This is a genomic window from Bradyrhizobium sp. LMTR 3 (assembly GCF_001693485.1).
GTDB lineage: Bacteria > Pseudomonadota > Alphaproteobacteria > Rhizobiales > Xanthobacteraceae > Bradyrhizobium.
In genome coordinates this window covers 59,492-84,854 of record NZ_MAXC01000046.1, presented here as the reverse complement: position 1 = coordinate 84,854, position 25,363 = coordinate 59,492, and the positions used below count along the sequence as shown (strand labels likewise).

At 63.8% G+C, this 25,363-nt stretch carries 24 protein-coding genes; 14 read left to right on the top strand and 10 right to left on the bottom strand.

Features of this window, described 5'->3' with window-relative positions; all coding sequences use genetic code 11:
- The first annotated feature begins 7 nt into the window (after positions 1-7).
- From LMTR3_RS26550 to LMTR3_RS26540, 3 genes are all read left to right on the top strand, one after another.
- Entirely contained in the window at positions 8-1,501 is a 1,494-nt protein-coding gene (locus LMTR3_RS26550; protein WP_065748235.1) for an HWE histidine kinase domain-containing protein, read from the top strand.
- Positions 1,502-1,709: 208 nt separating this feature from the next.
- Entirely contained in the window at positions 1,710-4,103 is a 2,394-nt protein-coding gene (locus LMTR3_RS26545; protein WP_245320004.1) for an MASE4 domain-containing protein, read from the top strand.
- Positions 4,104-4,320: 217 nt separating this feature from the next.
- Positions 4,321-5,316 carry a P1 family peptidase gene (locus tag LMTR3_RS26540; RefSeq protein ID WP_065747951.1) on the top strand — a complete coding sequence of 332 codons (996 nt, stop codon included), beginning with the start codon at positions 4,321-4,323 and terminating at the stop codon, positions 5,314-5,316.
- 12 nt (positions 5,317-5,328) lie between these two features.
- On the opposite strand, the gene LMTR3_RS26535 is transcribed toward LMTR3_RS26540, so the two are convergent.
- Entirely contained in the window at positions 5,329-6,075 is a 747-nt protein-coding gene (locus tag LMTR3_RS26535; protein WP_065747950.1) for an EF-hand domain-containing protein, read from the bottom strand.
- 258 nt (positions 6,076-6,333) lie between these two features.
- Here LMTR3_RS26535 and rpe point away from each other — a divergent pair, with 258 nt between their 5' ends.
- A complete protein-coding gene (gene rpe, locus LMTR3_RS26530) occupies positions 6,334-7,035 on the top strand; it encodes a ribulose-phosphate 3-epimerase (protein WP_065747949.1) in 702 nt (233 codons plus the stop codon).
- Positions 7,036-7,424: 389 nt separating this feature from the next.
- The gene (locus LMTR3_RS26525) at positions 7,425-7,805 is read left to right on the top strand and encodes a hypothetical protein (protein WP_065747948.1); all 381 of its coding nucleotides are present in this window, start codon (positions 7,425-7,427) and stop codon (positions 7,803-7,805) included.
- A gap of 156 nt (positions 7,806-7,961) precedes the next feature.
- Here the strand turns inward: LMTR3_RS26525 and LMTR3_RS26520 are convergent, their stop codons facing one another.
- Positions 7,962-9,368: an NAD(P)/FAD-dependent oxidoreductase gene (locus tag LMTR3_RS26520; protein WP_210184731.1), complete on the bottom strand. Its 1,407-nt coding sequence runs from the start codon at positions 9,366-9,368 to the stop codon at positions 7,962-7,964.
- A 22-nt stretch (positions 9,369-9,390) separates the two neighbouring features.
- Between LMTR3_RS26520 and LMTR3_RS40375 the strand changes: the two genes are divergently transcribed.
- Positions 9,391-9,780, top strand: a complete 390-nt coding sequence (locus tag LMTR3_RS40375; RefSeq protein WP_084029823.1) for a GFA family protein — start codon at positions 9,391-9,393, stop codon at positions 9,778-9,780.
- Between the two features lie 44 nt (positions 9,781-9,824).
- Here the strand turns inward: LMTR3_RS40375 and LMTR3_RS26515 are convergent, their stop codons facing one another.
- From LMTR3_RS26515 to LMTR3_RS26495, 5 genes are all read right to left on the bottom strand, one after another.
- Entirely contained in the window at positions 9,825-11,495 is a 1,671-nt protein-coding gene (locus LMTR3_RS26515; RefSeq protein ID WP_065747946.1) for a helix-turn-helix transcriptional regulator, read from the bottom strand.
- A 330-nt stretch (positions 11,496-11,825) separates the two neighbouring features.
- Complete coding sequence (locus LMTR3_RS26510) at positions 11,826-12,422, bottom strand: TetR/AcrR family transcriptional regulator (protein ID WP_065747945.1); 597 nt, start codon at positions 12,420-12,422, stop codon at positions 11,826-11,828.
- Positions 12,423-12,773: 351 nt separating this feature from the next.
- The gene (locus tag LMTR3_RS26505) at positions 12,774-13,382 is read right to left on the bottom strand and encodes a hypothetical protein (RefSeq protein WP_065747944.1); all 609 of its coding nucleotides are present in this window, start codon (positions 13,380-13,382) and stop codon (positions 12,774-12,776) included.
- Positions 13,375-14,049, bottom strand: coding sequence for a DUF2135 domain-containing protein (locus LMTR3_RS26500; protein ID WP_065747943.1), 675 nt, complete (start codon positions 14,047-14,049; stop codon positions 13,375-13,377). The genes LMTR3_RS26505 and LMTR3_RS26500 overlap by 8 nt, the downstream gene beginning before the upstream one ends.
- Positions 14,046-14,813 carry a MotA/TolQ/ExbB proton channel family protein gene (locus LMTR3_RS26495; protein WP_065747942.1) on the bottom strand — a complete coding sequence of 256 codons (768 nt, stop codon included), beginning with the start codon at positions 14,811-14,813 and terminating at the stop codon, positions 14,046-14,048. The genes LMTR3_RS26500 and LMTR3_RS26495 overlap by 4 nt, the downstream gene beginning before the upstream one ends.
- A 202-nt stretch (positions 14,814-15,015) precedes the next feature.
- Between LMTR3_RS26495 and LMTR3_RS26490 the strand changes: the two genes are divergently transcribed.
- From LMTR3_RS26490 to purB, 3 genes are all read left to right on the top strand, one after another.
- Positions 15,016-16,386, top strand: a complete 1,371-nt coding sequence (locus LMTR3_RS26490; protein ID WP_065747941.1) for a histidine kinase — start codon at positions 15,016-15,018, stop codon at positions 16,384-16,386.
- Positions 16,386-17,039 carry a response regulator gene (locus LMTR3_RS26485; RefSeq protein ID WP_065747940.1) on the top strand — a complete coding sequence of 218 codons (654 nt, stop codon included), beginning with the start codon at positions 16,386-16,388 and terminating at the stop codon, positions 17,037-17,039. Before LMTR3_RS26490 ends, LMTR3_RS26485 begins: the two co-directional genes overlap by 1 nt.
- Positions 17,040-17,197: 158 nt before the next feature.
- Positions 17,198-18,505, top strand: coding sequence for an adenylosuccinate lyase (gene purB / locus LMTR3_RS26480; RefSeq protein WP_065747939.1), 1,308 nt, complete (start codon positions 17,198-17,200; stop codon positions 18,503-18,505).
- A gap of 24 nt (positions 18,506-18,529) precedes the next feature.
- Here the strand turns inward: purB and LMTR3_RS26475 are convergent, their stop codons facing one another.
- The gene (locus LMTR3_RS26475) at positions 18,530-19,126 is read right to left on the bottom strand and encodes a TetR/AcrR family transcriptional regulator (RefSeq protein ID WP_065748234.1); all 597 of its coding nucleotides are present in this window, start codon (positions 19,124-19,126) and stop codon (positions 18,530-18,532) included.
- A 160-nt stretch (positions 19,127-19,286) separates the two neighbouring features.
- Between LMTR3_RS26475 and LMTR3_RS26470 the strand changes: the two genes are divergently transcribed.
- Entirely contained in the window at positions 19,287-19,685 is a 399-nt protein-coding gene (locus LMTR3_RS26470; RefSeq protein ID WP_065747938.1) for a RidA family protein, read from the top strand.
- Between the two features lie 216 nt (positions 19,686-19,901).
- Positions 19,902-20,690: a glutamate racemase gene (gene murI, locus LMTR3_RS26465; protein ID WP_065747937.1), complete on the top strand. Its 789-nt coding sequence runs from the start codon at positions 19,902-19,904 to the stop codon at positions 20,688-20,690.
- Positions 20,691-20,729: 39 nt separating this feature from the next.
- Here murI and LMTR3_RS26460 read toward each other — a convergent pair whose 3' ends face one another.
- Both LMTR3_RS26460 and LMTR3_RS26455 read right to left on the bottom strand, forming a co-directional pair.
- A complete protein-coding gene (locus LMTR3_RS26460) occupies positions 20,730-21,197 on the bottom strand; it encodes a GlcG/HbpS family heme-binding protein (RefSeq protein WP_065747936.1) in 468 nt (155 codons plus the stop codon).
- A gap of 148 nt (positions 21,198-21,345) precedes the next feature.
- On the bottom strand, positions 21,346-22,359 hold the full coding sequence (locus tag LMTR3_RS26455; protein ID WP_176721993.1) for an acyltransferase family protein: 1,014 nt from the start codon (positions 22,357-22,359) through the stop codon (positions 21,346-21,348).
- A 236-nt stretch (positions 22,360-22,595) separates the two neighbouring features.
- On the opposite strand from LMTR3_RS26455, the gene LMTR3_RS26450 reads away from it, so the two are divergent.
- The 3 genes from LMTR3_RS26450 (at position 22,596) to rpsD (ending at position 25,291) form a co-directional block, all read left to right on the top strand.
- Complete coding sequence (locus tag LMTR3_RS26450) at positions 22,596-23,375, top strand: HpcH/HpaI aldolase family protein (RefSeq protein WP_065747934.1); 780 nt, start codon at positions 22,596-22,598, stop codon at positions 23,373-23,375.
- A 201-nt stretch (positions 23,376-23,576) separates the two neighbouring features.
- Entirely contained in the window at positions 23,577-24,356 is a 780-nt protein-coding gene (locus LMTR3_RS26445) for an acyltransferase (RefSeq protein ID WP_065748233.1), read from the top strand.
- Positions 24,357-24,673: 317 nt separating this feature from the next.
- Positions 24,674-25,291: a 30S ribosomal protein S4 gene (gene rpsD, locus LMTR3_RS26440; RefSeq protein WP_065747933.1), complete on the top strand. Its 618-nt coding sequence runs from the start codon at positions 24,674-24,676 to the stop codon at positions 25,289-25,291.
- The last annotated feature ends 72 nt before the right edge of the window (positions 25,292-25,363 follow it).

Below are 25,363 nucleotides of genomic sequence, written 5' to 3'. Positions count from 1 at the left end.
GCAGATGATGGATCAAGAGAAGGTAAACATTCTTCTGGTTGACGATCAGCCGGCGAAGCTGCTCGCCTATGAGGTCATCCTGAAAGAACTCGGCGAGAACCTGGTCAAGGCCTCGTCCGGGCGCGAAGCGCTCGAATTCCTGCTTAAGAACGATGTTGCCATCATCCTGGTCGACGTCTGCATGCCGGAACTCGACGGGTTCGAGCTCGCGGCCATGATCCGCGAACATCCCCGCTTCCAGAAGACGGCGATGATCTTCATCTCCGCGATCCAGGTCAGCGACATCGACCGGCTGCGCGGTTATGAGATGGGCGCGGTCGACTACGTTCCGGTGCCTGTGGTGCCCGAAGTGTTGCGCGCCAAGATCAAGGTGTTCGCGGAGCTCTATCGCAAAACGCGTCAGCTCGAACGGCTCAACGTCGAACTCGAGGACCGGGTTCGCGCGCGCACCGCCGAACTGGAGGAATCGCACGCCAGGCTTCTGGAAAGCGAGCAGCGCCGCAGTCTGGCGATCGCGGCCGGCAAGATGGGCTCCTGGGACTGGGACTGGGTCAATGGCGACTTTATGTGGGACGAAGGCCAGTATCAGATCCTCGGCGTCGATCCCGGCAAGTTCGAACTGACGCCGGCCAATATCCAGGCGCTGCTTCACCCTGACGACGTTCATGAATTGCACGAGGCGTGGGCCAGCTTCGCCCGGGGCGCGAAATCATACGAAGCGGAATTCCGCATCATCCGGCCGAATGGCGAGGTGCGCTGGTGCGTGGGAACGGCGGCGGCAAGCACCGACAAGGGCGGCCGCGTCATCCGCGTCAGCGGCGTCACCGTCGACATCACCGAACGCAAGCAGGCCGAGGAGCGGCAAAGCCTGCTGGCGCGGGAGGTCGACCACCGCGCCAAGAACGCGCTGGCGCTCGCGCAATCCATCGTCCGATTGACGCGCGGCGACAATGTGAAGAGCTACGTCCGTTCCGTCGAAGGACGGATCAATGCGCTTGCGCGCGTGCACACCGTGCTCTCGCTCTCGAGCTGGCAGGGCGCCGAAATACGCAAACTGATCGATGAGGAACTGGCGCCCTACTCCACCGGCGACCAGATCGACTTGTCCGGCCCGGAGATCCATCTCGAGCCGGCGACGGCTCAGACGGTTGCGCTGGCACTGCACGAGCTCGTCACCAATTCGGCGAAGTACGGCGCGCTGTCTGCGCTGTCGGGCCGGCTGTCGGTGTGTTGGGAAGATCAGGCGGGCCTTCTCAAGATCATATGGTCGGAGACTGGCGGGCCACATGTCGAGAAGCCGGTGTCGCGAGGGTTCGGAACCAGAAGCGTCATCGCCAGCATCGAGTCGCAGCTTGGTGGCCGCGCGGAATTCGACTGGCGCCCGGAAGGCCTCGTTTGCCGCCTATCGGTTCCGTTGTCGCAACGGCAGTTTGCCGCCGATCCGGTTTCGCTCCTCGAGGCTGCTCTCGATGGCAATGGTCTGCGACGCGCCGAGCGGTAAGGCGGCGCTGGACGACCAGCGCATCATAAAAACCCTCACAATCATTCTTCAGCCGGTCGGTAAAGAGGTGGTTACCCCAATCGGATTCCCCTGCTGTTTCCCTCGGGTAAATATGTAGCCTTGGGTTGATTCCCGCCGAGGCGCCGCTAGCGTAGCCTCGGCAGTTTTTATCATGGCGCGTTCGCTGTCAGTTTGGCCGGAAGATGACATGGGTGACGAGCGCAACATCTTTCTTTCCACGATGAAGGCGACGCGCAGCGATCGCATGGCTGCGCTGGCCGTGGTCGGCGTTTCGGCGGTGCTGTTCGCCTGCGCCGTGCCGTTTGCCGGCGTGCCGCTCGCCCCGGTCCCGGCGTTCGTCGCCAGCTACCAATCCGCATTGGCGATCAACGACCTGATCACCGCTGTCCTGCTGTTTTCACAGTTCGCGATTACCCGCTCACGGGGGCTGCTGCTGCTTGCGAACGGATATTTGTTCACGGCGATGGCGGCTATCGTCCATGCCCTCACCTTTCCCGGCCTGTTTGCGCCCGGCGGGCTGCTCGGCGCGGGACCGCAGACCACCGTTTGGCTCTATATGGTCTGGCACGGCGTATTCCCGCCATTGGTGCTCGGTTACGCGCTACTGAAGGCGACGGACAACGACAAGATGCATGGCTCGGCCGTCGCGGCCGTCGTTACGAGCATCGTTGCGGTCAGTATCGCGATGACCGCATTCACCTGGCTCGTCACCGCCCAGCACGACCGTCTGCCGATCCTTCTGAGCGGCGGTCACTACACGCCCGTCATGCTCGCCGTGGTTTCGACCGTATGGTGCATGAGCTTCGCTGCATTGATCGTGTTGTGGCTTCGCCGGCCGCATTTCGTTCTCGACGTCTGGCTGATGGTCGTGATGAGCGCCTGGTTGTTCGACATCGCCCTCTCGGCGATCCTGAACGTGGCGCGGTTCGATGTCGGTTTCTATCTCGGCCGCATCTACGGCCTCTGCGCCGCGAGTTTCGTGCTCGCCGTGCTGCTCGTCGACAACGTCGGCCTGCAAGCCAAGCTTGCGCGCCTGCTCGGAACATCGCGCACGGAAAGCAAGCGAACGGAGCAGGCGCTTAGCCAGGAGATGGAAGAACGGCGGCGCATATTCGAATCTTCGAACGACCTCATCCTGGTGAGCGATTCTGTGGGGAACTTGATCCAGGTCAGCCCGAGCGTCACCGACATCCTCGGCTATCAGCCGTCGGAAATGGTCGGACATAACGCGATCGGGTTCATCCACCCCGACGACCTCGAGCATACCCGCAGGGAGATGCGGGCCGCGCGGCGGGGACAGAGCAAGCGCAATTTCGAGACGCGCTATGTCAGCAAAGAGGGGAAGACCGTCGCGCTGAACTGGACCGGGACATGGTCGGAGCCGGTCCGCCGCCATTTCTTCATCGGCCGCGACCTGACCGAAAAGCAGGCTGCGGAAGCCCAATTGCGGCATGCGCAGAAGATGGATGCGGTCGGCCAGCTCACAGGCGGCGTCGCGCACGACTTCAACAACATCCTGACCGTGATCACCGGCACCATCGGCATTCTGGAAGAAGCGGTCGCCGATCAGCCCCAGCTCGCCGCCGTCACCAAGCTGATCGATGAGGCCGCCGAACGCGGGGCCAATTTGACCAAGCATCTGCTCGCCTTTGCCCGCAAGCAGCCGCTGCAGCCCGTCGAAGTCGACGTCAATGCGCTGGTGCTGGAGGCGGCCAAGCTGCTGCACCCGACGCTTGGCGAACACATCGAAATCACGCCGCTACTGGCCGAGGATGCGTGGACCGCGCTGGCCGATCCGAACCAGCTCTCCACGGCCGTCCTCAATCTGGCCATCAACGCGCGTGACGCCATGCCCAATGGCGGCAAGCTTGCGCTCGAGACCAGCAATGTCTTTCTCGACGAAAACTATGCGAGCATGCAGAGCGAGGTCACATCAGGCAATTACGTCATGATCGCAGTCAGCGACACCGGCTCCGGAATCCCGCCCGCGCTGCTCGAACGGGTATTCGAACCCTTTTTCACGACCAAGGAAGTCGGCAGGGGCACCGGCCTCGGGCTGAGCATGGTGTTCGGCTTCGTCAAGCAGTCGGGCGGCCACGTCAAGATCTACAGCGAGGAAGGCCACGGCACCTCCGTCAAGATCTATTTGCCGCGGGCAACGGGATTGCAGCAGACCGCGGCGGAAGCGCTGATCGCGGGAAATATCGAGGGCGGCAACGAAACTGTCCTCGTCGTGGAGGACGATGCGCTGGTGCGGCGCTATGTGATCACCCAGATCGAGAGCCTGGGCTACACCACCCTGGAGGCAGCCAACGCTTCCGATGCGTTGCGCATCATCGACAACGTCCCGAACGTCGATCTGCTGTTTACCGACGTGATCATGCCCGGCGTCATGAACGGCCGCCAGCTCGTCGACGAAGCGCTGAAGCGCCGGCCTGACCTCAAGACGCTCTACACCTCGGGATATACCGAAAACGCCATCGTCCATCACGGCCGCCTGGATTCCGGCGTGCTGCTGCTGGCAAAGCCCTATCGCAAGTCCGAGCTTGCCCGGATGATCCGGCTGGCGCTGGCCAGTTGAAGCAGCGCTGCGGCTGATATATCCGTGGGAAGCCTTAGTCCTACTGCGTCATAGTCTTTCAACCCTCATCCTGAGGAGCCCGCGAGAAGCGGGCGTCTCGAAGGATGTAGGCCACAGGCGGGGCCTCATGGTTCGAGACGCGCGTTCCGCGCTCCTCACCATGAGGGGCTAATGACGCAGTAGAATTGCGGCGGATGCAGCCTTACGGACCGTCGCTTTGAAAAACCTGCTCACCGATATTTCCGGCGTTCGCGTCGGCCACGCCCACGACGCTAGCGCAGCCTCCGGCGTCACCGCGATCCTGTTCGACTCGCCCGCGGTGGCCTCGATCGACGTGCGCGGCGGCGGCCCCGGCACCCGCGAGGAAGCGCTGCTCAGCCCCGAGAGCACCGTCGAGGCAATCGACGGCATCGCGCTTGCCGGCGGCTCGGCGCTCGGGCTGGATGCCGCCGGCGGCGTGCAGGCCTGGCTTGCCGAACAGGGGCGCGGTTTTCGCATCCGTGACGCGGTCATCCCGATCGTTCCGGGAGCGATCTGCTTCGATCTGCTCAACGGCGGCAACAAGGCATGGGGACGCTTTCCCCCCTACCGCGATCTTGGCTACGCCGCGGCCGATGCGGCGGCTGCCGATTTCGCGCTCGGCAGCGTCGGCGCCGGTCTCGGCGCGACCACTGCCAATTTCAAAGGCGGCCTCGGCTCCGCTTCGGCACAGACCGAGGGCGGCGTGACCGTCGGCGCGCTCGCGGTGGTCAATGCAGTGGGCAGCGTGACGGTCGGCGACGGCCCGTGGTTCTGGGCTGCGCCGTTCGAGAAGGACCGCGAGTTTGGCGGGCACGGACTGCCGCCCTCGTTCACGCCCGATATGCTGAGAGCCCGCCTCAAGGGCGCGCCGTTAGCTACTCCGTCGCAGAACACCACGCTGGTGATCGTCGTCAGCGATGCGGTGCTGACCAAACCGCAGGCCAGGCGGCTCGCGATGATCGCGCAAACCGGCATGGCGCGCGCCATCTATCCCGTGCATGCGCCGCTGGACGGCGACGTGGTGTTTGCCGCCGCGACCGGCAAGAAGCCGATCGATCCGCTGTTCGGCCTCACCGAACTCGGCATGGTGGCCGCCAATGCGGTCGCGCGTGCAATCGCGCGCGGCGTCCATGCTGCGACCGCGCTACCCTTTCCCGGTGCGCTCCCGGCGTGGAGCGATCGTTTCGGTTAGAGCGTGGTCCGCTCAGGCGCTGAGCGAGAGCGATGCGGTGGCGCCCGATGCGATCGCCTTGGCTTCGCGCTGGATCATCTGCTCGATGAAATTGTAGGACGATGTTGCTGATGCGGACGAGCTTCCGGAGGCCGGCGACGTCATCGTCACTTTCGAGCCGTCCGCATAGGTCAGCGACGTCGTTACCGAACCGTCGCTGTTGGTGACGGTCGTGGTGGTGGCGCCCTGCCGTGCCTGTGAGACTGGATCGGAGCCTGATCCGTCGCCACCGCTCGCCTCATCGCGATCGCGATGATGGCCCTTGTCGGGCCGGAGCGCCGATGCCAGCTCCTTGATGCTGACCGAGCCGTCGCCGTCCTGATCGAGTTTTCCGAACACGCTATCGGCCTGCCCAATGTTGGTGCCGCCCGCGCCAAGCGCCTCTTCGAATTCCGTCTTGCTGATCTTGCCGTCACCGTCGCCGTCGATCTGTCCGAACAGGTCCTTCAGCGCGGCGTGGCGGGTCTTTAAGGCCGTCCCCGATCCTCCCGGGGACTGGCCTTGCGCGTCAAGCAGCGCGCTCATGGTTTCGGGCGATATCGACGAAAAGCCGTTGCTTGAGCCTGCCCCTGGAGCGATCGAAGCCGGCGCAGTCGGGGACGACTGGCCGAAGCTTGCGAAGTTCTGGCTGAGGCCGGTGGTCGGCGCAGACGATTTGGACGACGTCAGCGCCTTGAGGACATCGATGGCCGATGACGCGGCGCCCAGAGCAAAGAACATGGCGGAACTCCAACAATGCCGCGCGTAAAGCGGCCCACAGCTCGTGTTCCGTCTTCCTCAGCAAGCACCGTGCCATGAAGAAAACCCAATAAAACCGGCTTTTCCGTATTCCGTCCGATCGGCAAACCCGGCAATAGCTGCCCGCCGCGGCAGATTTTTCCGCCCACAGGAGACGGCGCCGCGGCGCATTGCCCCCAGCCGTGCTGCATGTTACGCGGGGCCGTTCCTCCCTTTCAGAAGCCTTTCGGGAAAGCGCACATGTCCCAGCAATTTGCGTCGCGTCCCCTGGTCATCGCACCGTCGATCCTGGCCGCGGATTTCGCCAAGCTCGGCGAGGAAGTCCGCGCTGTGGATGCGGCGGGCGCCGACTGGATCCATCTCGACGTGATGGACGGACATTTCGTGCCGAACATTTCCTACGGCCCCGACGTCATCAAGGCGATGCGCCCGCATACAAAGAAGATCTTTGACGCGCATCTGATGATCTCGCCCTGCGACCCCTATCTCGAGGCCTTTGCAAAGGCCGGTTGCGATCACATCACCGTCCATGCCGAAGCCGGCCCGCATCTGCATCGCTCGCTGCAGGCGATCCGCGCGCTCGGCAAGAAGGCCGGCGTCTCGCTCAACCCGGGCACGCCTGCCAGCGCGATCGAATATGTCATCGACCTGATCGATCTGGTGCTTGTGATGTCGGTCAATCCCGGCTTCGGCGGCCAGGCGTTCATAAAGTCCGCGCTGGGCAAGGTCAGTGATGTCAGGGCGATGGCCGCGGGACGTCCGATCGACATCGAGGTCGATGGCGGCGTCGGTCCTGATGTCGCCGGCCAGTTGGCCGCAGCCGGCGCCAATGCGCTGGTCGCGGGCTCCGCGGTGTTCAAGGGCGGCACCGTGGACAGCTACAAGGCCAACATATCCGCGATCCGCAACGCAGCGGCCCTGGCGCGCGGCGAAGCGGTCTAGAGCACGATGATTTTTGGTTAGATCGATTTGGCCGCAGACGCGCTTCACCTCTCCCGCTTGCGGGGGGAGGTCGGCGCGAAGCGCCGGGTGGGGGCTCTCTCCACACGGGGAGTGTCAATTGCGGAGACACCCCCACCCCAGCCCTCCCCCGCAAGCGGGAGAGGGAGCGGACGTTCTTCGTGGTCGCAATCAAACTTAATTTCATCATGCTCTAGCCATCTCAATGTTGTGCCTGCGTTCCGCAGGGGCGACGACGATAGCCGGCAGGAAAGCCACACTCGGCGCGCAGCAGTCATGGAACCCGAAAGTCCACGCTGTGGCCACAAAACTTCACGCATCTCGCCATAAACGCGGACCAGCATCCCGTCTTCCACAGACGGGACAGAGATATGATCAAGGCCTTCATCACAGCCGCAATGCTCCTGGTACTCGCGCCCACTGCCGCGCTCGCGCAGCGCGCAGGCGACGCGGCCCTCGGCGCCGTGGCCGGCGCCGTCGTGCTGGGCCCGGTCGGGGCTGTCGCCGGCGCCTTCGTCGGCTATACGGCCGGGCCTTCGATATCGCGCTCATGGGGACTGGAAGGCTCGCGCTCGTCGCGGCACCGGAGACAGGCTTCAAGGGACAGCGTGCGAGGCGCCAGGGCGGAAGCGGTAGGTCCCGCGTCCAATTCCGCCGGACAGGCCGAACGGAGCGGCCGCGTCACCAGCTATCCCGTGCCGAACCCGCCGCGTTCCGGCACAACGCTGCCGCCGGTCCAGCCCCTCGATTGAGCGCACGCGCCGTCGGATCGCGCCGTTAGTCCCTGCCGCCTTCCCGCGCCGGCGCCAAGGCCGACCGTGGCGGGCGCACCACCGTCACGGTACATGCGGCCTCGGTCGCGACCTTGGCCGAAACGTTACCCAGCAACGTCCGCAGCATCGGTCGTCCTAAGCGGCCGTCATCGCATTGACGTTCTCCGGCGCGAAGAACTCAGCAGGTGATATTGTTCCGGCATTCATCCGCGCGAACGCATCCATGGCTCTCTGATTGCCGTGAATCGCGCCAAGGAGGTGCTGCATATCCGGCGGCGGTGGTTCCAGCGTCGCCAGCATGCAGGTGAATTCATACATTGCCGCCACCCGTGTATCGCGCGCGCGATGGTACTCCTTCATCGCCGCGTCGAACGGCTGCGCTCCCGAGAAGACCCTGTCGAGCGCGATCGCGCAGAGCTCGGCGTCATGGAAGGCGTCCATGATTCCTTGTCCAGTGATGAAGTCCCGGTTGTAGCCCGCGTCACCCACGAGCACCCAGCCGGGGCCGTAGGGCTTGCGAAAGTAGTTCGGCACCGCCGCACCGGCGAACCGCGCTTCGCGCTTGGCTTCGTGCAGGCGGTCGGCGAACGCCGGCGCCAACGCGATGGTCTTCAGGTAATTCCCTTCGATGTCCTTCTTGCAATCGTCGAACCTTGCGTATGGCCAACCGGCAATCACCATCGTCAGCCCGTCATGGGTTGGAGCGGCGGCAAATCCGGTCCCGTCACGGATGTATTGCTCAAACTTGCCGAACATCGGCAGTCCGCTCCAGTAGGTGTAATACGCGACGAGCAGAATCGGTTTCTCGTCATAGTGCTCTGGCCGGACCGCTTCGGCCACGAACGAGTGTCTGCCGTCGGCGCCGACGACGATTTCAGCGCGCTCGGTGATAGGGCCGCCATGCTGCGAGCGGCCCTTGATGCCGACCGCCCGTCCGTCCTCGATCAAGATTTCATCCACAGCGAAGCCTTCGCGAACTTCCGCGCCGGACTGAGCCGCAGCATCGACGAGCAGCTTGTCGAGTATCGTGCGGCGCGGACAGTACGCGACCGGCGCTTCACTCGTGCCTGGCGCGCCCACAATCGTGAAAGGACCAAAGTCGAAAGCATAGCTGTCGATCGGCGGGCACCCGGTCACAGTCAGACGATCGAGAAGCCCCCAACCGGACAGGGCACTTACGCCAAGGGGATGCAAGATGTGCGTAGAGACCGTGTCGCTCGGAAAAGTTGCGCGGTCGACCACGAGAACCCGATATCCTTTCCGGGCCAACAGCATTGCGGTCGGCGATCCCGCGCAGCGGGCGCCCACTACGATCGCGTCGAATGCCTTGGTCATCGCGGCTCTCTCCTTGTGCTGACAAATCAGACGCGGGCTCAGCGCATCGCGGGTCCGCGGGCGTACCAAGGCTGGTGCTAGAGAGAAACGGGAGCCGGCGCTTCGGGAGAACGCCCCAATCGGGCCCTTGCAACCGTATGGGTGATCTTCCCCATTCGCGGGCGCCGTAGCTATGGCACGATCGCGACGTGTCGAAGCCGGCGGCAAGCCGCCATGAAGGAGAAACGATATGAGTGATACGTTCGAGGGGCGCTGTCTCTGCGGTGCCGTACGCTTCCGTGCGGCTGGGCGCCCGAAATGGGTCCTGTGGTGCCACTGCGAGAGTTGCCGGCGCCATACCGGAGCGCCGGCATCCGTCTTCGTTGCCTTCGACGACTCCGCCGTCACGGTAACAAGCGGAACGATCAGCAAATACAATTCATCGCCGGGCGTGGAGCGCGGGTTCTGCGCAAGGTGCGGCTCGACCCTGACCTGCGCGAACCAGCGACGGCCCAATGAGACGCACTTTCATCTCGGCGCGTTCGAAGAACCCGAGAAGCTCAAGCCCACGGGAGAGGCGTTTGCGGGCGAAAGGCTCCCGTGGTTGCACCCGGAAGCCGCGTCCGGCTCGCCTGTTTGACCGTCCGAAGCTGATCGAAGAAACCTTCGACCTTAATCTGGTGTTCAGATCAGCTTGTGCCGGCACGCAAAGGCCGTCGCCGCGGCCCGCGAGGGGACATCAAGCTTGGCGAGGATGTTGCTGACGTGCCGGTCTACCGTCTTCTCGCTTCGGGCGAGCCTGCCAGCAATCGCCTTGTTGGTTTCGCCGGCGGCGACCAGGCGAAGAACATCTAGCTCACGCGGGGTCAGGCGATGCACATGGCTGGAAGCTACGCCCTTCGTCAGTGAGCCGAGCTGCGTGAGATCGGGACCGGCACCTAAATGCTCGAAAATGGTCCGGGCCGCGTCGAACTCCAGATCGGCGGCGTCCTCGTCTCCAAGGGCGCGGCAGGCCCGTCCGATCAGCACGCGCACGCGCGCAGCCGCGTAGGGCGCCGGAATCTTCTGCCACACCTCGAAGGCACGGCGCAGCGAACCGAGTGCGGCCCGCGCGTCCCCTTCGGCGAGGTCCACCGCTCCGCGGGCCTGCGCTGCAATTGCATCCGGGACGCTCGTATCGAAGGTCCGCGCAATGTCCTCCAGTTCTCGGCAGGCGTTGCGTGCGTCCTGAACGTCACCGGCGGCCAAGGTGATCTCGATATAGGCGGGCAGCAAACCCATGCGATTCAGGCGGCTCACCGTCGTGCCTGCGACGCGGCGAATGGCGGTGGCGGCCGCGTCGGAGCGTCCCTGCACAAGACGCAGCAACGCCAAGCCCGGCTGGGGCTCCAGGCCAAGCTGGCTCGCGCCTCGATACGCCTCTTCAGCCGCTGCAAACTCGCCTTTCAGACGATGGACCTCTGCCTGCTGGTAGAGCGCTCCGGCGGCAGCCCGCCGGTCGAAGCCCTGCGACCGCGCGCAGGCGCGCCGCGCTTCCTCGATCGCCTCAGCCCAGGCGCCCTGCAACTGCAGGATCTCCGCGCGATGCACTTGGCAAACCCCGGCGAAGGCGACCATATCGGGCTGGCCCTCGCACCACCGCGCCAGGGCGCCTGTCCATTCGCGGGCTCGGTCGAGTGCGTATACCTGCTGACAGGCCGCGATCACGCTGCAATACATCAAGCCAGTCACCAGCGGCGATAGCTCTCCAGCAGTGACCATAACCATGGTCTCATCCAGGAGCGCGAGTCCGGCTCCGAGCTGCGCCTGCTGCAGTCGTATGCGGCCCTGCTGGTGGCGGGCACAGGCGACGAGGTCCGGGTCGCCACAGCGCTCGCCGACTGCGGCGGCCTCGGCTGCAGCGACGAACGCGGCCTCGTACTCTCCAGATCCGAGACGTTGCTCGACGACCGGCAGCAGCAGATAGCCCCGCTCGGCGCATTCGCGCGTGTCACGCTCCAGCAAACGTTGAGCACGGGAAAACCAGCCGCTCGCACGGCCCATCTCGCCGCGCATTAGCAGGCGAAAGCCGAGCCAGAACGCGCAACGGACGGCGCGAAGGCGCCGGGGAGTATCCCGCTGCGCATTGTAGGCCCGTTCGAGCGCCTTGAGATAATCCTCATCCCGGCCGACCAGGTATGCGGCCATCGCCAGCAGTTCGAGAGCTTCGGCAGTTAACGAGGTTTCCTGGTCGGCCCGCAAGAACGCCTGGTAAGCGTCGGCCCAAGCGCGCTGTCGATAATATTCACGGGCCAGATCGAGGTCGCCGGATTTGTTCGCACCTCCGCGCTTCTGCTGGCCCGGACACTGCTTCATGCGTTTGCTCCAGTCCCCAAGAGATAAGCGGACCCATGAGATTTGCCAAAGCATCATATGCGACCAGTCGACCGGCAGGGTGCCTTTCGCGCGGGTAGATTTCCGATGGGAACAGAATTGAGCAGATATCGGCTAGAAAACGTCGGATTACAGCTTCTTGCGCGTCCAGCGCCGCTCGACGAGAGGCGAACGTCCGTTGCTCGAATGTCCGCCTTGGGTCCGTGAGACCTCGGCACCCGAGCTTGGCATGGCCGCTTCTACCGCCCAAAACCAGACATCACGGCTCGCGGGAAAACGGCTTTGTCTTGCAAGTAGGTTTCAGAAGGATCGTCAGTGCGAACGCGGCGTTTCCAGCCCCTTGAGCAGCAGCGCAAGCAATGCATCGATCCGTGCCGGGGCGCCCGGCTCGTTCCATTCCTCGGCATGTGCGGGATGGTGGAAGCGGCTGGTGGCGTCGAAAATGGCGCGTGCCGTCACGTTGACGTCGGCCACCTCAAAGGCGCCCTGCTTCACGCCGTCGGACAGGATCATGGCAATCTGATCGACCAGGCAATCCTTGTGGCAGTTCACGGCCTTGCAGGCCTCGCGCGCCAGCGTCAGGTAGGTCGCAAACATCTCAGGGTCGTCGCCGAGCCGTTTGTGCTTCATTGAAAACATCGTCCGCAGCCACTTATCCAGCCGCGCCGGCGCCGGGCTGGAGCTTTCAGCGATCTTCAGGAGCGGCGCGCTGAGACGGTCGAGCCAGCGCTTGGCCACCGCCTCGCGCAGCGAGGCCTTGCTGGGGAAATGGCGGTAGACGCTGCCGTGGCTGACATCCAGCGCGCGGGCGACGTCCACCACCGTTGCCTTGGCGAGCCCGTAGCGGCGCAAGACGTCCTCGGTGACCTCCAGGATTCGTTCGGGGGTCAAAACCACGACTTCGTTCATGCGCGCACCTGCGAAACGATGGGACGGGTGGTCATTCTAATCCCCTTGCAATCCGCGTTGTAAATCCTTTGGCGGATTAATGTTTCACCGGCTCCAACCGCTCGGCCTGGGCAGCCAGATGGCGGGCGACGCTCTGATTGAGCCAGCGCTGGATTTGGGCGGTGAGATGAATGAGATGGGCAGTCATTGGCGTAGTCCTTTGCAAGTCCCCGGCTCAGGGCCAACGAGCCGGGTGACGCCCGATACCGGCGTCGGCAATGGATATAGCATCTCTCGCTGACAGATTTCAATATCTGTCAGTCAATAATACGTGATTGACCGGGCACCGGGGACCCGTTCCCCGCCCCGAGCCTACTGCTCGTCCTTGGGCGGCATCCGCGGCGGGAGCAGCGGCGTAAACGACACTCCGTCGCCGTCGCGGGGAGCCGCGGCCAATCCCCCACCCGTGGAGGGGTCACCTCCCGACGTATCGATGATCGCCGTGGGCATGATGTACTCCCGGGCGGCCTCGAGCAGGCGGCCCCCGCCATCGCCAAAATCGGCGGCGCGACCGCCCTGCGGGCGGCCGGCGGCGATCTCACTGGCCGCCTTGTCGGTCTTCTGCGCGAGCTTGTCGCTATAGGGAATGCGAAAGGCCCTTGGCACACCGCTCGGCCGGTTGCCGTCATCGAGCGTTTCGACCCAGAGATAGATCGAGCCCGGATCGCCTTCCAGCGAGTGCGGCTCCACGATCCGGGCCTGCAGCAGCTTGAAGCTTGCGGGCAGCCTGTCGATGCTGGCCCACCCCAACAGGCCGCGCACGCCCATGAAGCTCGTAATGTAGAACGCGCTCGTCACCACCACGGCGACTGCCTTTGCCGACCAGGGCAAGCGCGCATAGACCAGGACAATCAGCAACAGCGCGCCAATCAGCGCGTAACTGACGGAGAGCGTGACGACGACCGATTGCAGGTTATTCACGACGCGGCATCCTGACGCCGGTTTTCGGATCGAGATCCGCGCCATTGGCACGGACGTTGCGGAACGTCTCCATCAGCGACTTCTGCCGTTGCTGGACGTCGAGCACCTTGCCCTCGGCATCGAGCCAGAAGCGCAGCGCGGTCTGTTCCTCGCCGGTGTGGTCGAGCGTCAGCTTGTTGTCGAAGATCACCTGCGCGGTCGGATTGAGTTTTTGAACTTTCACGCTCACCGCAACGGGCTGCCCGGTCGTCGCCTGGAAGTGCGAGACGTTGACGGTGTATTCGCCGGCGACGATGCCGCGCACGGTGACGATCTCTTCGCGGATCGGCGACGCAATCTTCTTGCCGTTGACGATGATGAAATTGTTGGCGCCGCCGCGGTCGTCGCGGTCGAGGGTGAGGAAACCGGCTTCGCGGTGGCGATACCAGGCGATGTTGCCGACGGGGTCCTGCACGAACAGGTCGAGATCGTCGGGATGATTGTCCGGCCAGTCCATCGTGATGATGAACTCGGCCTTGGAATCGATCTTGCCGTCCTTCGCGTCCGGCGAGACTGCGAGCAGCGCCAGGAAGAACAGGAACGCAATCACCTGCAGCGCCTTGAACAGCATGACGCCCAGCGGATCGAAGGCCTCCTCGCGCGGATAGAGACCGAAATCGTCCATCATGCCGGCGTTCCAGGATGGCTTTCCAGGGCTGGGGTGACGTGCGTCTCGGTCAGCATGACGGCATCGGAAAATACCCGCTGGGTCGCGGCATCCAGCATGTAGTACTGGATTTTCACGAGGATGGAGCCGATCAGGCCGGCCAGCGTCGTGTACATGGCCACCGCCATGCCGTCGCTCATCAGGCCCATCGATGATTTCATCGCGACCTTGTCGGCCGCATCGAGCGTGGCAATCGGCGCCAGCATGATGATGAAGCCGATGATGGTGCCGAGCAGCCCGAGTTTCATCAGCGTGTCGGACACGAACGCGCCAAATCCGTTGGAGCCACGCAGCCGGTCAGCGAGCGAGCGGAGCAGCAGCGTCTGGTCGATGCGCCCGGCCGCCTGCGCCCTCGCCTTCTGCACCAGGCTGCGGATGTGATCCGTCACCAGCCCGACCGGCAAGGCGCGCGCATCCTCGTCCAGCCCCCTTGCGCCGCCCGGGACAGACAGGATCGCGCGGCAGCGCCGCGTGATCTCGCCTTCCCGCGCGATCGCACGCGTCCGCCAGAAGCAATGGAAGCAAGTGACGATATAGAGGACGGCAATGACGCTCGAGATGTAGGTGCGGTCTGAAATGATCATCAGATGAAGCAGACCGTATCGCCACAAGAGCACCACGGCGAAAACCGAGAGCCCGGTGAAAATCATCCATAGCAGGAGTACGCTGCGTTCCGACGTATCCGCGGCGGATGATGCGGTCTCGGCGCCAGCCGTTGCACTCATGCTGCGTCAGCTCCCTGTAAACGCGCGCGGCGGCCCAAAGGCCGCCTGCGAAATAGGCCCCGGCTTTGATAGATCAGCGGTCACGACCGCGTCCAAAGACATATGCCCACGGTTGGTTGGGAAATTTTCCCGAATTAGAACCCACTGCATTGGCACGGGTTGGCGGTGCTGTTACGCTTATCCGCACGTTCGGAGTGATCGCATGCGCCTCGTGCTTCAGCTCGTCGCCCGCTTGTTTCTCGTGGTCAGCCTGTGCCTGGGAGCGGCGACTATCTGGGCGGCGATCGACGCGCATCGCAGCGTCGATCGCGCCACGGCCGCTTCCGCCGAGCGTGTCTCGGTCGCGCTCGAAGCGCTCTACTGGCGCGAATTGATGTTGCGCAGCAACAGGATGCGCGAGCAACTGCTGCCGGTGCCGGAATGGCGCACCATCGAAACGATGGGATTGATCTCGCCGGGCATCTGCGTCCGGCTCGAGCCGGCAGGCGCGTTCGAAAAGCCGCTTTGCGGTCAGAACAAGGGGATCGGCCAAGCTCCGCCGCGCTGGTTCGCGGCTTTGGCGCAGACACTGCTTGGGCATCACGCCGCGGTCGTGCGGCCGATCAGCACCCGCGCGGCCAACGCAGGCAGCGTCTCGGCCGCTGCCGATCCAGGCGCCGCCATCGCACTCGCCTGGCAGCACATCCTCGACAACATCCACGTCGCCCTGCTGATGGCGGTGGCGATCGCGCTGCTTGCTTCACTTGCGATTGCGCATACGCTTGCGCCGGCGCAGCAGATCGTCGCCGCGCTGCAGCGGATGGCGCGCGGGCAATACAGCACGTCGCTGCCCCGCTTCCGATCGATGGAACTTGCCATGATCGGACAGGCCGTCGGCGATCTCGGCGATCGCCTCGCGCAGTCCATGGAGGAACGCGCAGCGCTGACCCGGCGCCTGCTCGAAATCCGCAGCGACGAGCGGCGGGCGCTTGCCCGTGAACTGCATGACGAATTCGGACAGAACCTGACGGCGATCCTCGCTTTCGCCAACACGATCGAAGCAACCAGCGCGCAGGGAAAAGACAAGAGCGAGGTCGTGCAGGACGCGCGGATGATCTCGCAAGCCACCCATCGCATCATGGCGTGCCTGCGCGATACCTTGAACCGCTTGCGCCATCCGCCCGCCGAGGAACTCGGGCTCGAAGCCTGCCTCGTCGATCTCGTCGATAGCTGGCGCTCGCGGAATGCGACGCAGCCGACGATCCAGCTCGATCTCAAGGGCGATCTCGCCGACGTCCGCGGCGCCGTCGCTGCGACCGCTTATCGGGTCGCCCAGGAATGCCTGACCAATTCCTTGCGGCACAGTTCGGCGCGGGTGATCGTGCTGCGGATCGAGCGGCGCACCGGCGTGGAAAACGCGCTGCTGGTCCACGTCGAGGACGACGGCGGCGGCGATGCGGCCAAACTGGCCCGCTCTCCCGGCTTTGGCCTGACCGGCATTCGCGAGAGGGTCGCCGCGCTCGGCGGCTCGCTGTCGATCGCGGATGCGAACCGCGGGGTGAGCGTGGCCGCCACGATCCCGCTTGCAGCCTGATGACCGCGTCGCAGACCAAAGGCATTTCGATCCTGCTCGTCGACGACCATCCCGTGGTCCGGCAAGGCTATCGGCGCGTGCTGGAGCACCAGGATGATTTCCAGGTGGTGGCCGAGGCCGACAACGCCGCCGACGCCTATCGCGCTTTCAAGGCGCACGCTCCTGACGTCGTGGTCATGGACATATCGATGCCGGGCGCCAGCGGCCTCGAAGCGATCAGGAACATTCGCGCCCGCTCCTCCGACACCCGCATTCTCGTCTTCAGCATGCACTGCGAGGCGGCGCAGGTGAAGGCCGCCTTCAATGCCGGCGCGAACGGCTACGTCACGAAGGGCTCCGACCCATCAGCGCTGATCCGGGCGATCCGTTCGCTTGTCCGCGGCGAACAGGCGATGAGCGACGACATCGCCCGCGTGCTGGCGCTGGAAAGCCTCTCCCCCTCGGGATCGGTGCTCGATCAACTGGGCGAGCGGGAAATCGAGATCCTCAGGCAATTGGCCGCCGGTGCGACCACCGAGCAGATCGCCTCGAACCTCAATCTCAGCATCAAGACCGTGCAGAACTACCACTACCTGATCAAGACCAAGACCGGCATGCGCACGGATGCGCAGCTTGTCCGCCTCGCCGTGGAGTGCGGGCTGGCCAGCCTGTAGCGGCGGCGGGGCGCCCCGAGCGGGTTTCGGTCCCGGTTTTCCCATGTCAGCGCCCCCGTACGGGTGGCCTCCTTCGACGCGATTTGCTAAAGCGCGGCGTAAAAACAAATCCGCCGGGGATAGCCTTCCGCCCCGCCCCTGCTCGTCCGGAGTTTTCGATGATCCCCCGCTATACCCGCCCGGAAATGGCCTCCATCTGGGAGCCGCAGACGCGTTTCAAGATCTGGTTCGAGATCGAGGCGCATGCTGCTGATGCGCTGGCGGAACTTGGCGTGATCCCCAAGGAGGCGGCGAAGACGATCTGGGCCAAGGCCAAGCACGCCACCTTCGACGTGGCGCGGATCGACGAGATCGAGCGCGAGACCAAGCACGACGTCATCGCCTTCCTGACCCATCTGGCCGAAATCGTCGGCCCAGAGGCCCGCTTCGTTCACCAGGGCATGACGTCCTCCGACGTGCTCGACACCTGCCTCAACGTGCAGCTCACTCGCGCCGCAGACTTATTGATATCGGACCTCGACAAGGTTCTGGCCGCGCTGAAGAAGCGCGCGTTTGAGCACAAGATGACGCCGACCATCGGCCGCTCCCATGGCATCCACGCCGAGCCGGTGACGTTCGGGCTCAAGCTTGCCTACGCCTATGCGGAATTCTCCCGTGCCCGCGAGCGCCTGGTTGCCGCCCGCAAGGAGGTCGCGACCTGCGCGATTTCGGGCGCCGTCGGCACTTTTGCGCAGATCGACCCGCGCGTGGAAGAGCATGTCGCCAAGGCGATGGGGCTCGAGCCGGAGCCGATCTCCACGCAGGTGATCCCGCGCGACCGGCATGCGATGTATTTTGCGACGCTTGGCGTGATCGCCTCTTCCGTCGAGCGGCTCGCCATCGAAATCCGCCATCTGCAGCGCACTGAGGTGCTGGAAGCCGAAGAGTTCTTCTCCGAGGGCCAGAAGGGCTCGTCGGCCATGCCGCACAAGCGCAACCCGGTGCTGTCGGAGAATCTGACCGGCCTGTCGCGCATGGTGCGCGCCTATGCGATGCCGGCGATGGAAAACGTCGCCCTTTGGCACGAGCGCGACATCTCGCACTCCTCTGCCGAACGCATGATCGGGCCGGACGCCACCGTGACGCTGGACTTCGCGCTAATGCGGCTTGCCGGCCTGATCGAGAAGCTCCTGATCTATCCCGCCAACATGCAGAAGAACCTCGACCGCCTCGGCGGTCTCGTGCATTCGCAGCGGCTCCTGATCGCGCTGACGCAGAAGGGCGCCAGCCGCGAGGACGCCTACAAATACGTCCAGCGCAACGCCATGCCGGTCTGGCGCGGCGAAGGCGACTTCCAGACGCTGCTGAAAAAGGACCCCGACGTGAAGAAGCACCTGAGCGATGCCGATATCGAGGAGCAGTTCGACCTCGGCTATCACTTCAAGCACGTCGATACGATCTTCAAGCGCGTGTTCGGCGAGAGCTGACAACGCCGTCCGAACGCCTGACGGTCATCTCTCGGTCTGCAGCAAACCGACCGCTAGATATCGGAAAGCCTCGACGGCCTTTGCAAAGACGGCGTGCGGATCGTCGGCTGCGGCAATCCAGAGCGAGGCGTTGAGCGCGGCTCCATTGATGAGCCGCGCGGCAGCCTCCGCATCCATCGGCTTCACCGTTCCTTCGTCGATAAGCGCCTGGATCGATTGCGTCGTCGTGCGAAGACACGCAGTCTGGTTGGGCCATAGCGATGGATCGCCGAGTACGGCCGGTCCGTCCAGCAGCATGATGCGCTGGATCTCCGGCTCCAGCGCCATCTCGATATAGGCGACGCCCTCGGCGAGAAAGCCGAGCCACCGGGTCTCCGCCTGATCTTGCACAGCGCGCATCCGCGCCATCATTTCCGCGTCGATCTGGCCGATCACGGCCTGCAGCAGACCCTTCTTGTCGCCGAAATTGTGATAGAGCGCGCCGCGCGTCAGGCCGGCCTCGGCGGTCAAATCGTCCATCGACGCCGCCGCATAGCCTTTGGTCGCGAAAGCCCTCCGGGCGGCCTGGATGAGCTTGGCCCGGGTTTCCTCCACCATTTGTGCGCGTCGCTTCGCGGCCACCGTCATTCCCCCCAAAAGACATACGCCCCGTATGCTAGTTGACATACGCGGCGTATGTAACATATAGAAGCATACGGGGCGTATGTCAAACCGCCCGATAATGGAATGCAAAGGGCCGGAACCGTGGAGATCTGGTCTACTCTCGAACAGGAGTGACGTTATGGCCAAACGCGATGCAATCTTTCCTGCCGGCAGGCAGGCACTCTATGAGATCAACCGTTATTCGGCGGCGATCCGCTCGGGCGATCTTCTGTTCGTCTCGGGCCAGGTCGGCAGCCGCGATGAAGGGTCGCCGGAGCCGGTCTTCGAAAAACAGGTCCAGCTTGCCTTCGACAATCTCTCGGCCGTGCTGAAGTCTGCCGGTTGCACGTTCGACGACGTCGTTGACGTGACCACGTTCCACACCGACCCGGCCACGCAGTGGGAGGCGGTCAACGCAGTTCGCTTGAAGGAGATCGGTGAGCCACCCTATCCGAACTGGACCGCGGTGGGGGTGAACTGGTTGGCGGGCTTCGATTTTGAGATCAAGGTCATCGCGCGAATTCCTCAGTCCACCTGATCGATTGGCGGCGAGCGTCGTCTCAGGACACCCAATCTTCCATCGACTGCAAGGGCAGCGGACGGGCCTCCGCTTGTGCGTCCTGGGTGCCACCCCAGCAGTTTTCCGGCCTTGCCAAGCCGATTTAGATGGTTCCAAATTGTCACAACCGCCGTGACTCCAGCCGGCCCCCTCGAAGCAACCTAACGGTAACCGCAAATCGGCTAAGGTCGCAGCGTGTCATCCCCGCCGAAAATCCTCATCTTCGACTCCGGCCTCGGCGGCCTCTCGGTCGTGCGCGAGATCGTCCGCGCCCGGCCCGACGCCCACTACGTCTATGTCGCCGACGACGCGTTCTTTCCCTATGGCCATCACAGCGAGGAAGAGATCATCGCCCGCGTGGTGCCGCTGGTCGGCGAGTTGATCGCCCGCCACGCCCCTGCCCTGGTGGTGATTGCCTGCAACACCGCTTCCACGCTCGTGATGTCGCATCTGCGCAACGCCTACAGCGTGCCGTTCGTCGGCACCGTGCCTGCGATCAAGCCGGCCTGCGCCAGCTCGAAGACCAAGCGCGTCTCGGTGCTCGGCACCAAGGGCACCGTCAAGCGCGAATACACCAAGCGCCTGATCGATGATTTCGCGCAAGGCTGCGAAGTGACGCTGGTGGGATCGGCAGAACTCGCTTCGCTCGCCGAAGCAGCACTCAACGGCAACGACGTGCGTGACGAGGATATTGCGGCGGAGTTCGCCCCCTGCTTTGTCGGCAGCGGCGAGCATCGCACCGACACCGTCGTGCTGGCCTGCACCCATTTTCCGCTGTTGCTCGACCGCTTGACACGGCTCGCGCCGTGGCCGGTCGACTGGATCGACCCGGCGCCCGCCATCGCCCGGCGCGTGTCCGAGCTGCTGGCGTCACCAGGCCGGCAAAGCGATGGGGCCGGGGCCGAGATGATTTTCACCTCCCGGCGGCCGCACACGCTGAGCCAGGCGCTGATGCCGTTTTTCGGCGGCCGCATCCTGGCCTAAGATCGCCAAGGCGCGTCGCGGTACGCTGGAAGCAACTTCTTATGTCGTTCCCAGGCCGGCCTTGGCGCATTGCTCGTCCTGGTCACCGGTGACGCCGCTCACTCCCACGCCGCCTGTGACTTTGCCGTCGACCATGATCGGCAATCCGCCCGGCGAGGCGAAGACACCGGGAAGTGTGGCCGTGGCCGGCCCACCTTTGTTGATCGCCTCCATGAAAACGCGTGTCGGGCGCCGATAGGTCGCCGCGGACCTCGCCTTACCGACGGCGATGTCCATGCTGCCGGTCTGCGTGTTGTCCATGCGTTCGAAATACACCAGGAATCCGTGATTATCGACCACAGCGACAGCCACGTTCCATCCGTTCTTCTGGCATTCGGCGAGTATGCCGGCTGCAATCTTCTTCGCGCCCGCGGCATTGACCGCCGTGCCGTAGTCAGGACGCTTGTCCTGAGCGGATGCGCCAATGGTAAGGGCGGCGAGTGCAGCGGCGACAAGAATTGTCCTCATCTTCGACTCCTCCCTAGGTTTATTGTGCGGGGGATCATCATACCGGGACGGATGAAAACGTCGATGTCCAATGATGTCGCAAAAGCCCGGCGCTGCCGGCCAGGCGGGCGAACGTCGGCTCCCGGCGCGCCAGAACTGATGAACCGGTTTATGGCTTCTGAAGGTCGCGCACGTCAGCGAAGGTAAGCGAGACCTCGCCGCCCCTGCGCGTCAGGCTGAGCTTGCGACCCCAATTGAGCGTCGGCACTTCGACGAGCAGGTGCAAGACCGCCGCGAGGCCGATCGAAAGCAGAATGCTGGCGACGATGACGCCGGCCTGAGAGATCTGCCACAGCTCGGGGAAGTTCGCGATCCATCTGATCAGCAAAAAATGTGAGATGTAGAGCGAATAGGAGATGCTGCCGAGCCATTGCAGGATGCGCGAAAACGAAGCGCCGTGGAGTTCGGCCGCGACGACGGTATAGATGAGGAGTGCCGCACCAAGACCATAGGTCGGCACACGTGCGAATTGGGGATTGCTCGTTCCGATGACGAAAATCCAGTACCAGCCCGCAGTGAACAAGGCTGCGGAGATAACCGTGCTGTACGGCAAGACAGGCAGCGTTCCCTTCATCCGGACAAGGTAAGCGATAAAGACGCCGGCGCCGAATTCCAGAATCAGGGGATGCGAATAGATCCCGAGAGGCAGCTTAAAAACGATTGCGACCACCGCAACGCAGAGCGCCGCAAACAAGAGCTCGAAAAGACGGTGCGGTGCAATGGCAAGTATCACCGCGACAACGGCGTAGAAGTGCATTTCAAACGCGATCGACCAGGCGGGTCCGATATACCAGTTCGGATAGTCCCACGCGAAGATGTGGCCGAGGTCCAGCGCAGGGCGATCTCCCGCTTCGAGTGCGATCCAGTACGAACTGATAAACGCCGCCAGCAATACGAGCCAGTACATCGGATAGATTCGAATGGCCCTTCTGAAAGCGAAATTCAGCGCGTCGGTTTGCGATGCGGCCGTCGTCGCAATGATGAACCCGGAAATGACGAAGAAGATGTCGACGCCGCTCGCCAGGATGGTGTGCGCCGCTTCGGCGGCACCTTGTGTCGCCGAATCAGAGCGAGCGATTACCGCGTGTCCGCAGACGACAGCCAGCGCCGCGACGCCGCGCATGGCTTGCACACCATTGAATGTCCGCATAACGCCCCGGCACGCTCATCTTTATGAGCCGCAATTTTTGCGGGCAAGATATTAACATATTGTTGTGAGGTTGATGCATGTCCGTATCGGCATGGATGGCGGGCCGAGTGCGATGCGCAAAAAGCAGGTGGCCCGATGGCCTACGAATTCATCCATATGGTGCCGAGCGCCGAATTTTGAATCGATCGTTTGAAGAGGGAGTTTCCGCCTTGACTTCCGCAAAGCCAGCGCCGCTCAACCGCCTCCGCCAGGCGTGGCGGGAGGGACGCCCGACCTTCGGCGCGATCGCGACCATTCCCTCGATCCAGACCGTGCAGATCATGGCGCGTTCGGGAATCGACTTTATCATCGTCGATCTCGAGCACGGCCCGATCGATCTCGGCTCGGCGCATGCGATGATTACCGCGACATCTGGCACGCCCTGCGTGCCGATGGTGCGGATTGCCGCCAACGAGCCCTGGCTGGCGAAAGCACCGATGGACCTTGGCGCGCTCGGCATCAATTTTCCGATGATCTGCAGCCGCACTGAGGCCGAAAAAGCCGTGCGCAGCGTGCGCTACCCGCCGAACGGCGACCGGCTGTGGGGCCCGTTCCATGCGCCGTTCCGCTGGGGCGTGTCGATGGCGGATTACATGGCGACCGCGGACGACGACATGATCTGCATGGTCACCATCGAGCATGTCGAAGCGGTCGAGCGCATTGACGAGATCATGGCGACGCCTGGCATCGATGTCGCCGTGATCGGCCCCGGCGATCTCGCCACCTCCATCAACAAGCGAGGCCTGCCCGATGATCCCGAGGTGGTGGCGCTGATGAAGCGTGCCGAGGAAGGCATCCTCAGGAGTGGCGTACCAATCGGCGGCGTCGCGCGCACGGCCGAGCAGGCCAACGAGATGATCGACCGCGGCTACGTTGCGCTGGCGCTCGGCTTCGACTGGTCGCTGTTCCAGCGCGGCATCGCGGCAAGCTTTGAAGGGATCAAGCGATAGGTGCCGAGATGGCGGCAAGCCCTTCAAAGTTCTCGGGGTTTACTGGAGCCCCTCGGGACCGCGGCGCCGGCAACCGGGCGATCCGGATCCGAACGTTCTGGCGTCAAAACGCCTTGTTCGTGCTAGATGAGATGCTGGCAGGTTGCCAGGGCGGGGCCTGCCGGCTTTTGATTGATCTATTGCGGAAACGCGGGCGGAGCGATGCGCGGAACGGTTCGAAAAATCACACTACCGCGCCGTCTGGTCGCCGACCTCATGCACGCCTCGAACCGCGTGCCCTTTGTTTCGCTCTCGCGGCCGCTTCATATTCGAGCCCTGCAGGAAGCCCGCGCGCAGGCCGCCCAGCGGCCGGGCTGGGCCGCGATCTTCGTCAAGGCCTTCGCGCTGGTGGCCAGGGAACAGCCGATCCTGCGCACCCTCTACGTCAAATGGCCGACGCCGGCCTTCTACGAACTGCCACGCAGCGTCGCGATGGTGGCGATCGCCCGGGTCGATGACGGCCAGGATTGCGTACTGCCACAAAAGGTCGCCGCGCCCGACGAAATGTCGCTTGCCGAAGTCGACGCCCTGATCCGGCACGCCAAGGTGGCGCCGATCGACGAGGTGCCGGCGTTCCGGAAGATCCTGCGAACCACGCGGCTGCCGCTGCCGCTACGGCGGCTGTTCTGGGCGGTCGGGCTGAACTTCGGCCGCCAGCGGGCCAATTATTTCGGTAGTTTTGGGGTCACCTCCGTTGCCGCCTATGGCGCAGGCCAGCTCCATGCCATCAGCCCCGGACCCTTTGTCCTGAGCTATGGGGTGGAAAAGCCCGATCAAACCATCGATGTCGTCTTGCGCTGGGATCACCGGATTACCGATGCCGCCCCGATGGCCAGGGCGCTGAACCGGCTGGAACAGGTGCTGAACGGCGAAATATCAGCCGAATTGCGGGCCAATCGGCAGCAAACCGAGCCCAAACCGGTCCGCGCGGTCGCGACCTGAGGGGCTTGCCCCCGTCATTCTGGGATGGTCCGAAAGGACCAGACACGGAATCTCGAGATTCTCAGGGGCGCAAGGGCGCCCCCTGGTTCGATGCTGCGCATCGCCCCGGAATGACGGTTTCCGTGGGGCCCTTTTCGTTGACAGAACGGCGGTTTCTCCCTAAGAACCCGCTTGCTCGCGGGCCGGTTTCGGCCCGCGATGCGTTTCGCGACCCGTGGTCCTCCCCGAGCTTTCGAGGCGGACCTGTCGGCCCCGGCAACCCCGGTGCACAGGAGGGCGCGTTTCCTCAAAACTCAAACTCTTAAGCAGAGGACGCGATGACAAAGCGCAGTGAGGCGAAATACAAGATCGATCGCCGTATGGGCCAGAATATCTGGGGCCGCCCGAAGAGCCCCGTGAACCGCCGGGAATACGGCCCCGGCCAGCACGGCCAGCGCCGCAAGGGCAAGCTGTCCGACTTCGGCGTCCAGCTCCGCGCCAAGCAGAAGCTCAAAGGCTACTACGCCAACATTTCCGAGCGTCAGTTCCACGGCATCTATGTCGAGGCCGGCCGGATGAAGGGCGACACCGGTGAGAACTTGATCGGCCTCTTGGAGCGCCGTCTCGACACCGTGGTCTATCGCGCCAAGTTCGTCGCGACGATGTTCGCCGCGCGCCAGTTCATCAACCACGGCCACATCAAGGTGAACGGCCGCCGCGTCAATATTCCGAGCTACAAGCTCAGGCCCGGCGACGTCGTCGAGGTCAAGGAATCCTCCAAGCAGCTCACCCCGGTTCTGGAAGCAAGCCAGCTCGGCGAGCGCGATGTGCCCGACTTCATCGAGACCGATCACTCCAAGATGACGGCGAAGTTCACCCGCATCCCCGCGCTGTCGGACGTGCCGTTCGCAGTGCAGATGGAGCCGCATCTGATCGTCGAATTCTATTCGCGCTGATCGGTTTTCAGTTACGAGATATCAAAGGCCCCGGTTTTGCCGGGGCCTTTTTGTATGCGAGTATGGCGTCGT